Source organism: Pelatocladus sp. BLCC-F211 (assembly GCF_041928655.1).
GTDB lineage: Bacteria > Cyanobacteriota > Cyanobacteriia > Cyanobacteriales > Nostocaceae > Pelatocladus.
The window spans coordinates 66,043-79,108 of sequence record NZ_JBHFLM010000123.1; the positions used below are offsets into that span (position 1 = coordinate 66,043).

General features: G+C 39.7%; 12 protein-coding genes. 7 read left to right on the forward strand and 5 right to left on the reverse strand.

The features are described from left to right. Positions 1–147: 147 nt before the first annotated feature. Genes ACE1AT_RS14970 through ACE1AT_RS14980 form a run of 3 tightly spaced genes read right to left on the reverse strand, consistent with a single transcriptional unit; the run spans position 148 to position 2,993 of the window. Positions 148–579, reverse strand: a complete 432-nt coding sequence (locus tag ACE1AT_RS14970; protein WP_374869616.1) for an archease — start codon at positions 577–579, stop codon at positions 148–150. A 44-nt stretch (positions 580–623) separates the two neighbouring features. After that, on the reverse strand, positions 624–1,508 hold the full coding sequence (locus ACE1AT_RS14975; protein WP_374869618.1) for a CobW family GTP-binding protein: 885 nt from the start codon (positions 1,506–1,508) through the stop codon (positions 624–626). A gap of 24 nt (positions 1,509–1,532) precedes the next feature. Beyond that, on the reverse strand, positions 1,533–2,993 hold the full coding sequence (locus tag ACE1AT_RS14980) for an RtcB family protein (protein WP_374869620.1): 1,461 nt from the start codon (positions 2,991–2,993) through the stop codon (positions 1,533–1,535). A gap of 239 nt (positions 2,994–3,232) precedes the next feature. Between ACE1AT_RS14980 and ACE1AT_RS14985 the strand changes: the two genes are divergently transcribed. The 3 genes from ACE1AT_RS14985 (at position 3,233) to ACE1AT_RS14995 (ending at position 4,962) form a co-directional block, all read left to right on the forward strand. After that, on the forward strand, positions 3,233–4,042 hold the full coding sequence (locus ACE1AT_RS14985) for a class I SAM-dependent methyltransferase (protein ID WP_374869622.1): 810 nt from the start codon (positions 3,233–3,235) through the stop codon (positions 4,040–4,042). A 374-nt stretch (positions 4,043–4,416) separates the two neighbouring features. After that, positions 4,417–4,557 carry a hypothetical protein gene (locus tag ACE1AT_RS14990; RefSeq protein WP_374869624.1) on the forward strand — a complete coding sequence of 47 codons (141 nt, stop codon included), beginning with the start codon at positions 4,417–4,419 and terminating at the stop codon, positions 4,555–4,557. A gap of 255 nt (positions 4,558–4,812) precedes the next feature. Continuing rightward, positions 4,813–4,962 (forward strand): hypothetical protein, encoded by a 150-nt coding sequence (locus tag ACE1AT_RS14995; RefSeq protein WP_016858428.1) that lies wholly within the window; start codon positions 4,813–4,815, stop codon positions 4,960–4,962. A 51-nt stretch (positions 4,963–5,013) separates the two neighbouring features. Here the strand turns inward: ACE1AT_RS14995 and ACE1AT_RS15000 are convergent, their stop codons facing one another. Both ACE1AT_RS15000 and ACE1AT_RS15005 read right to left on the reverse strand, forming a co-directional pair. After that, complete coding sequence (locus ACE1AT_RS15000; protein WP_374869626.1) at positions 5,014–5,967, reverse strand: heme o synthase; 954 nt, start codon at positions 5,965–5,967, stop codon at positions 5,014–5,016. Between the two features lie 68 nt (positions 5,968–6,035). After that, a complete protein-coding gene (locus tag ACE1AT_RS15005) occupies positions 6,036–7,001 on the reverse strand; it encodes a heme A synthase (RefSeq protein ID WP_374869628.1) in 966 nt (321 codons plus the stop codon). A gap of 522 nt (positions 7,002–7,523) precedes the next feature. Between ACE1AT_RS15005 and ACE1AT_RS15010 the strand changes: the two genes are divergently transcribed. The 4 genes from ACE1AT_RS15010 to ACE1AT_RS15025 all read left to right on the forward strand — a co-directional run bounded on the left by ACE1AT_RS15010 (position 7,524) and on the right by ACE1AT_RS15025 (position 13,049). Next, positions 7,524–8,606 (forward strand): cytochrome c oxidase subunit II, encoded by a 1,083-nt coding sequence (locus tag ACE1AT_RS15010; RefSeq protein WP_374869630.1) that lies wholly within the window; start codon positions 7,524–7,526, stop codon positions 8,604–8,606. Between the two features lie 73 nt (positions 8,607–8,679). Next, a complete protein-coding gene (gene ctaD / locus ACE1AT_RS15015; protein ID WP_374869632.1) occupies positions 8,680–10,425 on the forward strand; it encodes a cytochrome c oxidase subunit I in 1,746 nt (581 codons plus the stop codon). A gap of 83 nt (positions 10,426–10,508) precedes the next feature. Continuing rightward, complete coding sequence (locus ACE1AT_RS15020; protein WP_374869634.1) at positions 10,509–11,126, forward strand: heme-copper oxidase subunit III; 618 nt, start codon at positions 10,509–10,511, stop codon at positions 11,124–11,126. Between the two features lie 555 nt (positions 11,127–11,681). After that, positions 11,682–13,049 carry a GTPase gene (locus tag ACE1AT_RS15025; protein ID WP_374869636.1) on the forward strand — a complete coding sequence of 456 codons (1,368 nt, stop codon included), beginning with the start codon at positions 11,682–11,684 and terminating at the stop codon, positions 13,047–13,049. Positions 13,050–13,066: the final 17 nt, after the last annotated feature.

Here is a 13,066-nt window from a genome sequence, read left to right on the forward strand (position 1 = left end):
AGTCAGTTAATTTATAGAAAGGGTAATTAAGCATGTATGACTACACTAACAAATGCGATCGCCATCTAGCGATCGCTCTCCAAATTTGTTTCCAAGCTGTGTGTTCTTAAACAATTTTCATCTCTAGTATTCATCTCACCATTTCAACTAAATATCAAGAATAACCATCGCCTTCCAACCATCGTTTATTTTTTCTAGATGAAACTGATGTAACGTGACAGCTTTTACATCTACTAATTGTTGATGGCGTTGAGGGTCAAGTTTTTCTCCTTGGAGTACAGCAGTGAGGTGGTATTTACCATCTTTCTCATCAATATTAATTTGCTGTGTTTGCAACAAAAGTTGTTCGCTATCTTTGTAATAAACAAGTTCTTGCAAGAAATTAAATAGTAAGAGGTCTAATTCATCATTATCCAAGCTGATATTTCGTGTTTCTTTTGGTTCTATTGCATCCAAATTTTCAACCATAGTATTAATTGTGGCATTACCTGCGGACTCGAAAAGCTTTTGCAAATCTTCTCCCCAAGCACAAAAAGCAATATCAGCAGTGGCAATATCTTCCAAAAATTCGTAACGCATAAAATTTTCAAGTTTAATTTTCTTTGTGTTTTATTTAATATTATTTATATTTCACAAAATTTTAATTTGTTAACAATTTCTGATTTTTTCAAGCTTGTTTTTTTACCAATAAATACTAATTCTGTGGCTTCTTGTGTAAATAACTCTAATTCCCAACGACCAGCTACAAAATTAAATAAATATATCCCATCATCAAAGCGGATAAACCCTTTGGCTCGATAAACTTCAGTTGCCAAATTATCAGCAAATTCCTCAAAAACCTGGCGATTAAAAATAGCAGATGATCTATAAATAAATGATTCAAATTCTATCTGATGAACGTGGTGTGGTGGAGCTTGTACTCTTTCTCGACTAATACCGAATAGCAAATCTGGAGCTACCAGACCCCTTACAGTATGCACAATCGAAGCAGTTTCATTAATCGAATTTAACTTTTTCTCAATGGCTTGCAATTCACTTGCAGAAACTAAATCAATCTTGTTTAAAAGAATGATGTCCGCTGCTTCAATTTGAATTCGGATTGTGTGACCAACGGAGGGATATTTAATCATTGCATCGGCATCAATAACTGTAATCACTCCATCGAGTCGTACTCTCTGTAAACTTTCTTGAATATCAAAAACTAAAGCATCTGGTTCTGCAACTCCGGTAGTTTCCACTACGATGTAATCGGGGTCAACGTTATTAATAATTTCATTCACAGCGGCTTCAAATTCCCCCAACAGCGAACAGCAAACACAACCACCACCCAAATCTGCCATTTGAACGTTTTTACCTTGGATGATTTTGGTATCAATCGCTATTTCGCCAAATTCGTTCATCAAAATGGCAATTTTTTTGGGAAAAGTGTTAAGGATATGACGCAGCAGCGTTGTTTTACCGCTTCCCAACGGCCCAGTAATTACTGTTAATGGTGTACGTACTACCATAAGAATCTAAAATCTAAAATTCTATTACCCCTTGATATTTCCAATTGGTGTCAACCTTGCTACCCGCTTACTAATTCCTGCTAACTCAACCGCTTCAATGACATCATCAATATTTTTGTAGGCTCCACCCGCTTCTTCTGCTAATCCTGAATAGGAGGTACTGCGGACATAAATACCTCGGCTTTCCATCTCTTGTTTGAGTTTTTCACCGCGATAGATTTTTCGTGCTTTCGTTCGACTCATTGTGCGTCCGCTACCGTGAGCAGTGCTGAAGAAAGTTTGCTCACCACTGGGTACACCCACTAATAAATAAGAGCCAGTTTCCATACTGCCACCAATAATTACTGGCTGACCAATGTTTTTATACCGTTCAGGTACATCTGCCATCCCAGGAGCAAAAGCACGAGTTGCACCTTTACGATGGACAAGTAGCGATCGCTCTTTGCCATCAATAATATGATGTTCTAATTTGGCTGTATTGTGGGCGACATCATATACCATGTGCATACCTAAATCTTCTGGCGATCGCCCCAAAATTTCTGCAAACACTTCCCGAATCCGGTGTAAAATCACTTGACGATTAACAAACGACATATTAATGCCGCATTTCATCGCTGCAAAATAAGCTTGTCCTTCAGGAGAATCAAAAGGCGCGCAGGCTAATTCTCGATCCAAAATTTTGATCCCATACTTACTTTCCATCACCTTTAGGAAAGTTTGTAGATAGTCAGTTGCTACCTGATGACCAAATCCTCGACTTCCACAGTGAAACATCACCACCACTTGATTAGGAATAGTAATTCCCAGACTCCGGGCTAATTCCTGATCATAAATATTCTCTGGTCGGGCAACTTGAATTTCCAAATAGTGGTTTCCAGATCCCAAAGTTCCGATTTGGTTGAAACCTCTATCAATCGCTTTTTCACTGATTTTGCTAGCATCAGCACCCTGAATGCACCCGTTTTCTTCTATCAATTCCAAGTCTTCTTTCCAACCGTAATCATTACGGATGCACCATCGTGCGCCTTCCTCCACTACTTTACGAAACTCATTCCGGGAAAGTTTCACAAATCCAGTGCTTCCCACCCCAGCCGGAACCCTTTCGTACAGCCTGTCTACTAACTTTTTAATATAGGGTTTAACTTCATCGTAGGTTAAATTTGTTACCATCAAGCGCATACCGCAATTGATATCAAAACCGATACCACCAGGAGAAATCACACCCCCTGTTTCTACATCCATCGCCGCCACACCCCCAATCGGAAAACCATAACCAAAGTGTCCGTCGGGCATACACAAAGCATATTTAGTTATACCTGGAAGTGTAGCAACATTAGTAACTTGGTCATAAACTGCGTCGTCCAATTCCTGAATTAACTTTTCTGTTCCATAGATACGCGCCGGAACGCGCATTCCCTGTTTGTAGGAAACTGGAATTTCCCAGATAGTGTCAGAAATTCTTTTTAAATCTTCGATCATTGCCATCTAAAGCACTCCCGCGCTTTTTTCGGTGTTTGCTCTCAGTAAAAATTTGTTGCCACAAAATCCCATCGGTTCGTGGCGGGAGCCTCAAAATATGCTGATAAACTTTTGCATATATAGATTCGATGATAAAGTTTCTGTTTGGTTAAAACCTCTGTCTAGAGAAATGTGTAACTCTTCGGAGCGGGAACAGTTTCCTGTTCCTTCTTCCCCGTTCCCTTTTAAAGCAAAAAAACAATGCCATGCACAACAACCAATACGAACAACAATACAAACAAAAAGTAATTGATTTTTTCAACAGCAGAACTAGTTACGACAATGATTACACCATTCGTCGCGCTCTGCCTTTATTAGAGTTAGTTAAATTAAAACAGGGACAAAAAGTATTAGATATGGCAACTGGTACAGGTATCATTGCCATATCTGCTGCTCAAATTGTTGGCTCAGAAGGCAAAGTAATTGGAGTAGATTTTTCTTCAGTAATGCTTAAGCAAGCTCAACATAAAATAGATGAATTAGGCTTACAAAATATAGAATTAATTGCAGCCGATGCAGAGTATATAGACTTTGATGATGAAAGTTTTGATGTAATTATTTGTTCTACAGCAATAGTTTACTTTACAGATATTTCTGCTGCTCTACGCAAATGGTATCGTTTTCTCAAAAAAGGTGGTATTGTTGGTTTTTCTGCTTGCTCTCAGGAATCATGTGAAGCACCACTCATCATTAAAGTTTGTGACAAACATGGTATTTCACTGACAAACATTAACGAGCCAACAGGAACTCCCCAGAAGTGTCAAAATTTGCTCCGAAAAGCTGGTTTTCAAGATATTCAAGTTAAAAGCGAACAATTTGGTTTTTATCGCAGTCTTGAGAAAGCTCAAGAATGGAATGGAGGATGGTTTCATCCTAGAGAAAATCCCTTATTACAGCTTTCTGTAGAGCAAATGCAAGAATTACAAACAGAGTATCGTCAGCAAATAAACGCAATGGCAACTGAGCAAGGTGTTTGGTATGAAAATCTGACTATTTTCGCAACTGGTCGTAAATGATTAATTGGATTAACACGATCAATCTTGCACCAATAGATACATGTTTTAACATCCCAATTGATTCAAAAAAACAGTTAATAACTTTATTTTTCAAGTTAAAAATTTCAATTTTTTAGATAGCTGGTTGCTAGCCAGATATTGAGAACTACTTTTGACAGATATAGGTTCTATCTTTGGACATATGAATGTCCGATAAGCAATACCTAAATTAGGGTACTAAGGTTATCGCTTACCTGATTTTGTAATTGAGTCTCATAGGATGTGTGAGAAGTGAAAATTTAATCACAATTGACATTAATAAGTCGTAGTTCAGCACTTTTCAAACATTCTTGAAATCACAACAATTACCATTACTTAATTCCCAGGAGAAAGCCATGATTATTTCTGATCTGAATCACATTGAATCTGTTGAATCTAGTCAAATTATTGGTGGTAGAGACGACAAAGGCAAAGACAGAGACAAAGACAAAGACAAATACAAATGCTATAGATGTTACGATTGTTACAAGGACTAAAAATTGACAACTTCCACTAGTTTGTAGTATCAGGAAGCGAAGCCTTCAAACCCTCGTTATCAGGTTTAACCTGGTAACGAGAATAATTGTATTTAACTGAAACATTAATGTATTTGTACATACATTATTCCCCAAAGCTGGATTTTCAAATTGAATAATTTGGATAATTTGTATAACTTCTTTTACTTTTATAAACAAAGTTAATGGATAATTATATTAGTATCAGCCCTATTAAATCTAGCTAGAGGATTCAAGATGAGTATTTTACGTCAAATGGCGTTGAGTGCTTTTTTTGCTCTTTTCTTAGCAGCTATTCTTGGTGTCGTGAAGAATCAGCCTTCTTTGGTGGCTTCGGCGGGTATAGCTGCTGGTGTATGTGGACGCGCTCTTTCTGCAATTAAATAAATAAAAACCGGGTTTTGAGAAAAACCCGGTCTAATTCCAGTTATCTACCTTTCAGTTCACCAAATGCAACTGACTCACCACAAAACTAATTGCATGATGGGTAAGAGGAAGACTATCAATTACCATACCCAGACACAACAGCATCATGTAAGAAATGGAGTAGAGAAATAATCCTCTAGCTAAATTACGATCGCTTGGATTATGCAACAATTGCCAAGCTTTGTAAATGAATACTCCGCCTAAATATAGCGCGATCGCACCATAAACAAATCCTGTTTGCTGCAAAGGATAAATTAGCATCAGTGTGGCTACGACTGTGATTAAGGTATACCACCAAATCTGACGCACAGTCGCCGGATTCCCGGCAACCACTGGTAGCATTGGTACGCCGACTTTTGCGTAATCCTCACTAATCATCAAAGCTAAAGCCCAGAAATGAGGCGGTGTCCATAAAAAGACAATTCCAAATAATAACCACGCTGTCCAGCTTAAACTACCAGTAACAGCTGCCCAACCTACCAGTGTCGGAATAGCTCCTGCGGCTCCACCAATGACGATATTGAGGGTGCTATGACGCTTTAGCCAATGAGTATAAACTAAAACATAGAAAACTATACCAACCATTGCTAGCTCGGCAGCTAGCAAGTTGGCAAATACTGACAATAGGCTAAAGGAAATAACAGCTAGAGCGATCGCAAAAATTAGAGCATCACGTGACTGTATCCTACCAGAAGGGATGGGACGATGACGGGTGCGCTCCATCTCATAATCTATATCCCGGTCATAAATACAGTTAATTGTCTGGGCGCTAGCAGCGGCTAAAGTGCCACCAAACAAAGTTACTAGCAACAGCAGTGGATCTACCTGTCCCTTGGCTGCGATCCACATACTGCCAGCTGTGGTAATTAACAGCAATGGGATAATTCTGGGTTTGGTTAGTTGGTAATAGCTTTGCAGAACCTGTAAAAATGATTCATGCTGCTTCGAGACATTAGTCTCAATCATCTTGGCACTAATTCCTTAATGTTCAATAATTTGTATGCTGTTGCTATTAGAATTCACTGTTAACTGATTTAACTTGGAAGTGGATTGGCAGTCTCAGTATTTGTGTCAGCGTTCATACTGCGGCTTACTGCCCAATCGCGTAATGACAGAACAGTGAAAACCACCAAAATACCTAGTAAACTTGCCCCTATAGCTTGGTGAGAGACAGTTAATGGTTCGACTTGGAGATGTAATCGAAAAGTCGCAAATCCTACAATCAGTTGTAAAAGCAATAATCCACCAGCCATATTTGCTAGTTTGCGTAGGGCTGGGTTGAGTGCTGGTGTACGCCAAGCCATAAATACCAGTACCAATATAGCCACTGTCGGTGGGATCAAGCCGAAGATGTGACTATACATCACATTACAAAGTTCGTAACCTCCAAAACATTGGTGTAGCGCCCAGCGAGAACCGACTAAAGCGCCGAGAAGACTCTGTACGTAAATCAAAATAGTGGCAATTAAACCTACCCAAGGCAATTTACCAACAGTTCCGGTGGCTTGGTAGGGAGTAAGTGCAGTACCAATCACCAATAGAGTACAGAAAAATACTAAAGCTGTTCCCAAGTGAGCAGTCACTATATCAAACCGCAACAGTTCAGTAACAGTGAGTCCACCTAACACGCCTTGGAAGATAATTAAAAATAGAGCAAATGTGGATGCCCAAGGTAGCCACTTGGGTAAAGAGCGACGATTCCACCAAGATACACCCACAAGTGCGATCGCGCTGATCCCAATTAATGATGCATCCAATCTATGAAACCATTCCAGAAACACCTGGAAATTCATTTGCTTGGTCGGTACTAGTTTACCGTAGCACAAAGGCCAGTCTGGACAAGCTAATCCTGCATTCATGACGCGGGTGGCGCTGCCAATCGCCATCAAAATCAAAGTGGCTACACACATTCTCCACACCCAGCGTCGAATTCGCTCCTTGGGATTTTGCTGCTGTTCTACGGCCTCTACATTTTGTTGTTTCAGAACAAATTCGCTCATGAAAGATACCTTTGAGTTGCTCTTCGTGAGCCACAAAATTTCAAACGTTTACCAGCCGATTTGGACTTTATAGAGATTGTCCATACCATCCATTTACAGCCTTGGGGATTTTGGATGATCGATAGAGGAGTTGTGACTTGGTTGAAACGTCGTTCCCAAAATCTAAAATCCAAAATCCAAAATCTAAAATTCACATCTCCACCCTAGCTTATGAAAATTGGGGTGAAAGTTCGGCTCTCACTTAATACTTTGAAGCAGCTTGGTTACTTTGCGCCTAAGCTTTAGGTATTTTTCAAGTTGTTGACAATAGACTGCTAGAGATACTTCTAGCTTAAAAAAATTTTTCTCTGAATTTGCATCTAACCTCCGACATATCCAACCAATACATTCTGTTGATGATCGAAAAATCAGCTTAAAAATTAATAATGATTTTACTTTCTAGGACTCTATCTCCTGTAGGCTGGACTACCGTAGTAAGTGAGCAGTTCCGTCTAAGTAGTAAAGTCATCAACTTTATCAACCGTGAAAATTCCAAGTTCAATCTGGACATTACTTATTGGCATCGTGCTGACACTAGTCAGCCTCTGGTATGGTCAAAATCATGGTCTATTACCTACCCAGGCTTCCGAGGAAGCTGTTTTAGTGGATGGCCTGTTCAATGCAATGATGATCGTATCTACAGGTATATTTTTAATCGTAGAAGGTGTTTTAATATACGCCGCCTTTAAATATCGCCGACGTGCAGGTGACGATACAGATGGTTCGCCAGTGCATGGCAATGTACCACTAGAGATTCTCTGGACAGCGATCCCCGCGATTATTGTTATCGGTATCTCTGTTTACAGTTTCGACGTCTACAATGAGATGGGTGGCTTTGATCCCCATGCCATTCACGACGCACCCATGACCCCCCAAGCAATGAAAATGCCAGGAGCGGCGATCGCAGCAACCTTGACCGATACACCTGGGAGTGATCAACCCAACCTCAATCAGCAAAAATCTGATCAGGCAATGCAAGATCCAGCCACCGCAGTAGTTCGGAATGCTGACCAAATTCCCCAAAAGCAGGATGCTCCTGGTGTCGGCATTGTTGCTCCCACAATTGGTGCTAGTCGAGAAAACCAAGGCAGACCACCGGAACTTGTGATTAATGTCACAGGTTTGCAGTATGCCTTCATTTTTACCTACCCAGATACAGGAATTACTTCTGGTGAATTGCACGTTCCTATTGGCCGGGAAGTGAAACTAAATATGACAGCTAATGACGTCATCCATGCTTTTTGGGTACCAGAATTTCGCCTCAAGCAAGATGTGATCCCCGGTAGGCAAACAGAAATTCGGTTTACACCCAAGACAGAAGGCGATTATGCTGTAATCTGTGCAGAACTATGTGGTCCTTACCACGGCGCAATGAGGACACAAGTCATAGTAGAAAAACCAGAAGCCTTTGAAAAATGGGTACAAGAACAGCAGGTTGCTAGTGCCGAAACTCTCAATCAAGCAATTGCTGTGAACCCTAGCGAACTATCCCCAGCTGAATATCTCGCCCCATACACTCAAGACATGGGAATTCAGCCAGAGATGTTACATCAAATTCACAAATAGTCAAGAGTCCATTGTCAAGAGTCAAAAGTAATGACAATTGACAATTGACCATTGACCATTGACTAAAAAACTTATGACACAAGCACAGATACAACAAACAGCTAATATCCCTGCTGAGGCAGACGAACCAGGGATTAGAAAATGGTGGGAATACTTTACCTTTAACACTGACCACAAAGTCATTGGTATTCAATACCTAGTCAGCACTTTCATCTTCTACTGTATTGGTGGGGTAATGGCTGATTTGGTACGTACCGAACTCCGTACTCCAGAAGTAGATTTTGTCACTCCCGAAGTCTACAACAGCTTGTTTACGCTGCACGCCACAATCATGATTTTCTTGTGGATTGTGCCTGCGGGTGCAGGTTTTGCCAACTACGTGATGCCACTGATGATTGGGGCAAAAGATATGGCATTCCCTCGCCTCAATGCTCTAGCTTTCTGGATGATTCCCCCAGCAGGTGTAATGCTGATCGCCAGTTTAGCCATAGGTGATGCTCCAGATGCAGGTTGGACTTCTTACCCTCCTCTGAGTTTGGTAACAGGCCAGGTGGGTGAGGGAATCTGGATTATGAGTATCCTGCTGTTGGGTACATCGTCAATTTTAGGGGCGATTAATTTCCTCGTCACTCTCCTGAAAATGCGTACCCCTGGGATGGGTTTCCATCAAATGCCCTTGTTCTGCTGGGCAATGTTGGCAACTTCAGCCTTAGTACTGTTGTCTACACCTGTGCTAGCAGCAGGCTTAATTTTGCTGGCTTTTGATTTATTTGCAGGTACAACATTTTTTAATCCCACTGGTGGTGGTGATCCAGTAGTATACCAGCACATGTTTTGGTTTTACTCTCACCCAGCAGTTTACATCATGATTTTGCCCTTCTTTGGGGTGATTTCTGAGGTGATCCCCGTTCACTCCCGTAAACCGATTTTTGGTTATAAAGCGATCGCCTACTCTTCTTTGGCAATTAGCTTTCTGGGTTTAATTGTGTGGGCGCACCACATGTTTACCAGTGGTATCCCCGGTTGGTTGCGGATGTTTTTCATGATCACGACGATGATCATCGCCGTACCTACGGGTATTAAAATTTTCAGTTGGTTAGGAACCATGTGGGGTGGTAAACTCCGCGTTGATCGTACCGCTTTACTGTTTGCGATCGGCTTTGTGGGAACTTTTGTGATTGGTGGTATCAGTGGCGTCATGCTGGCAGCAGTGCCTTTTGATATCCACGTTCACGACACCTATTTTGTAGTCGCCCACCTGCATTACGTTCTGTTTGGTGGTAGTGTTTTGGGTATCTATGCCGCTTTCTACCACTGGTTCCCAAAAATGACGGGACGAATGTTAAACGAATTTTGGGGTCAGGTTCATTTTGCTTTTACGATCATTGGTCTGAATATGACCTTCTTACCCATGCACAAACTCGGATTAATGGGTATGAACCGCCGTATTGCCCAGTATGATCCCAAATTTGCCTTGATCAACGAAATCTGCACCTACGGTTCTTACATACTCGCAGTTTCGACTTTACCTTTTATTGTCAATGTGATTTGGAGTTGGATGTATGGCCCCAAGGCTGGTAACAATCCTTGGAAAGCTCTAACTTTGGAGTGGATGACTGCATCACCACCAGCATTTGAGAATTTTGACAAACCCCCTGTATTGGCTACTGGCCCCTACGACTACGGTTTGGAAAAAGCTCAAGAAGGCGTACCTTTATCTAGTTCCGATCCAGTTTTGTCAGCAGGTCTAAACTCAGTTTTACGCGCCAATCCCGACGAACCCTATCCATCGATCGCAGCTGAAAAAGGCGAAATCTAAGTTTAATAATGAATTATGAATGATGAATCCTGAATTCATTCTTCATAATTCATAATTCACAATTCATAATTTAAAAAAGATTCATGAGTCAAACTATTGACCCAGCAAAAACAGCCCTAAATTATCACCACGCAGCAGAAACTGCTCATCACGAAGAACATCATGACTATCGTCTGTTTGGACTAATTGTATTTCTAGTCGCCGAAGGGATGATTTTCATGGGCTTGTTCGGAGCCTATTTAGCTTTTCGTTCGACATTACCTGCTTGGCCACCGGAAGGTACTCCAGAATTAGAACTATTGCTTCCCGGTATCAACACCATAAATCTAATTGCTAGCAGTTTTGTCATTCATAATGCTGATACCGCTATTAAAAAGAATGATGTCCGCGGTATGCAAATGTGGTTTGCAATTACCGCGATTATGGGGATCATTTTCTTGGCGGGACAAATGTATGAATACTTCCACCTGGAATTTGGTCTGACAACTAATTTGTTCGCCAGTGCATTTTATGTTTTGACTGGTTTCCACGGTTTGCACGTGACGATTGGTGTTTTAGCAATTTTGGCAGTGTTGTGGCGATCGCGCAAAAAAGAACACTACAGTAGTGAAAAGCACTTTGGGATTGAAGCTGCTGAAATTTATTGGCACTTCGTAGACGTAATTTGGATTATCCTATTCGGATTATTGTATATACTGTGAGTATTACTTTTTACTCCATAATTTGATGACATTAACCCCCGATTGGGGGTTTTTTTATTTAGTCCCGCATGTCTTTCTCTAACAATGTCCCATCTACAGAGTCCATCACTTGAAATCCTAAGTTGATTTCATCTATCGCATTTGTGGAATTGATGTTCAAAATTAAAGTTTTTTGGGAACTATATAATTACAGGTCTTTCGTCTATGGTAAATCGTGATCAATCAAAAACTTTACGGAAAGATTCTTAAGAACCTTCAACTTTACCGGGAAGTACAAGAAATTGGCTTCGACTACATCGTTAACCCAGTAAGTGGTGAACTACATCGTGTTAATCTTAATGGGTTTTGGGGTTCTCATAAAATTCAATATTCAAACTTGGACAATTTCATAGGTATTGTGAATTTGGGAGTCTTACCAATTCACAATTTACACAATGGAACAGAAATTCCAATTTTTGATTTAAATACTGGTGATTATATTGGAACCTTTGTTCTCAATAAATGCGGGCATTGCTTTCCAGATTAATTAATAAGGAGTTGTTTACGAACTTATATATGAAAGTACTCAAAAACATTCAAGCTTTACTTAAAGTATTAACTGAATCTGACATTGTTAATGATGCTGTAACTTTAAGTCAATATATATGGAATCACTTTACGAAGGACTATGATTCCAGCTACTCTGACAATAATCCGGATGTAATTGCCAAAACGCTGCACAGAATGAATAATGGTTCTGCTCCTCGAATTGCATTAGTTGGTATGACATCAGCTGGAAAGTCTAGTTTAATAAATGCACTTTTTGGTCAATCAATCGCGGAAGTTAGGCGAACTGCTGACACCACAAGTTGCGTTATTAAAGCAGAATTCCCTAGTGGTTTAATTATTTATGATACACCTGGAATTGGAGGTAATGAGGAGTTTGGATATGAAAACATTACTAGGTTATTTTTAGGAATATCTCAAGAAGAAGATGGGAAAGAATTTGAATTTGTACCCTTTCAAGAGACATTAAATGAAATAGTTGAATTGTCTACTGAACAATTGAGACAATCGCCACTATTAGATGCAGTGATATTAGTAATCAATATATCACGTACTCTAAATAAATATGAAAAGAAGGCATTTAAGTCTTTCTTTTTTGAGCTTAAAGATCGGTATCATGGACGTATTATCGTAGCTGGTACTCATATTGACGAACTAAATAAACTCACTAACCAGGAGAAACTAGAACAGCTAGAGAGTTATAACAGAATTTTTGACAATAAGATAATCCCAATTTCATCTATTTCTGGAGAAGGATTGGCAGAAATGGTTATTAATCTCTTTCGTATAATGCCTCACAAAGTTTCACCCGCAAAGCTCCAGGAATCATTAACAAATATTAGAAAGTTAAATCGTCTTCAGTTTGTAATTGCTGAATCAAGTAATTTACTAGCAGAAATCATATTACTCAGAGGAGATCAAGAAGATGATATTAAGGCATCATATTTATGGCTGTTTGCACTCATATGCAAACAATACTCTGTTGACGAAGAAACATGGTTAAAGTGTAATGGAGATGCTTTTAAAATAGGAGATAAGGCTAAACAAAAAGGAACTGAACTACGCAAAATTACCTATATTCCTAAGAACTTTTTGCACATAATACAATCATTTTTTGGAAAGAAATTTGAAAGAGAGGTTTTAATACATAAACGTATAGGAGTAGATGGACTTCGAGAACTAATGCCAGGTGTGTACAAGCTTTTATATGGATTTGCTGAGATTGATAGTCTGGAACTATCCAATGAGGCAATCCAATTGAAAATAAATAATAAAGCTATAAAAATTAAATATCTTGTACAAGAAAATAAAGTAGAAGAGATTGCTGACCAAATTGCAGAAATATTAGAAGAACTACTCGCTGTCTACGTAAAATAGTTTAAACTGTCCTGTGC

Bases quoted from the DNA above. Each gene is read 5' to 3' on its own strand.
- ACE1AT_RS15020 (WP_374869634.1), top strand. From the start codon at position 10,509: ATGAGTCAAACTATTGACCCAGCAAAAACAGCCCTAAATTATCACCAC.
- ACE1AT_RS14995 (WP_016858428.1), top strand. From the start codon at position 4,813: ATGAGTATTTTACGTCAAATGGCGTTGAGTGCTTTTTTTGCTCTTTTC.
- ACE1AT_RS14970 (WP_374869616.1), bottom strand. From the start codon at position 579: ATGCGTTACGAATTTTTGGAAGATATTGCCACTGCTGATATTGCTTTT.
- ACE1AT_RS14985 (WP_374869622.1), top strand. From the start codon at position 3,233: ATGCACAACAACCAATACGAACAACAATACAAACAAAAAGTAATTGAT.
- ACE1AT_RS15025 (WP_374869636.1), top strand. From the start codon at position 11,682: ATGAAAGTACTCAAAAACATTCAAGCTTTACTTAAAGTATTAACTGAA.
- ACE1AT_RS14990 (WP_374869624.1), top strand. From the start codon at position 4,417: ATGATTATTTCTGATCTGAATCACATTGAATCTGTTGAATCTAGTCAA.
- ACE1AT_RS14980 (WP_374869620.1), bottom strand. From the start codon at position 2,993: ATGGCAATGATCGAAGATTTAAAAAGAATTTCTGACACTATCTGGGAA.
- ACE1AT_RS15005 (WP_374869628.1), bottom strand. From the start codon at position 7,001: ATGAGCGAATTTGTTCTGAAACAACAAAATGTAGAGGCCGTAGAACAG.
- ctaD (WP_374869632.1), top strand. From the start codon at position 8,680: ATGACACAAGCACAGATACAACAAACAGCTAATATCCCTGCTGAGGCA.
- ACE1AT_RS14975 (WP_374869618.1), bottom strand. From the start codon at position 1,508: ATGGTAGTACGTACACCATTAACAGTAATTACTGGGCCGTTGGGAAGC.
- ACE1AT_RS15000 (WP_374869626.1), bottom strand. From the start codon at position 5,967: ATGATTGAGACTAATGTCTCGAAGCAGCATGAATCATTTTTACAGGTT.